We start from the raw sequence: 586 nt of genomic DNA on the forward strand, positions 1-586 counted from the left end.
GGCCGACCGCCGCTGAAGTCCTGGCCCTGCGCGACTTCCTGCTCGAGGCGCGGGTCACCACCGTGGTGATGGAATCGACCTCGGACTACTGGAAGCCCTTCTACTACGTCTTTGAAGACGTGCTGCCGGTGGTCCTGGTCAACGCCAAGGCAGCCCGCAACATCCCCGGCCGCAAGACCGATGTCTCCGACGCGGCCTGGCTGGCCCAGCTGGGCGCCCACGGGCTGCTGCGGGCCTCGTTCGTCCCGCCGGAGCCGATCCGCCAGCTGCGGGACCTGACCCGCGCCCGTACCGCGGTGGTCCGTGAGCGAGCCCGGTGCATCCAGCGGCTGGAGAAGTTCCTTGAATCCACCGGCATCAAGCTCTCCTCCACCGTCACGGACCTGACCGGTGTGTCCTCCCGTGCCATGCTCGAGGCCCTCATCGCCGGCGAACGCGACCCGGTGGTGCTCGCGTCCCTGCCCGGGGCCCGATGCGCAGCAAGACCGCGGCCCTGGTGGGCCGCTTCAGCGACCACGATGCGTTCATGGTGAGGATCTACCTGGACCAGATCGACGCCCACGGCAGGACCGTCGACGCACTCACC

At 69.1% G+C, this 586-nt stretch carries 1 pseudogene; it reads left to right on the top strand.

The window, feature by feature from the left end:
* Positions 1-586, top strand: a pseudogene (locus AC5RWU_RS24500) (IS110 family transposase); the annotation flags it as partial.

It is taken from the genome of Arthrobacter sp. B0427-1-12, assembly GCF_059092905.1.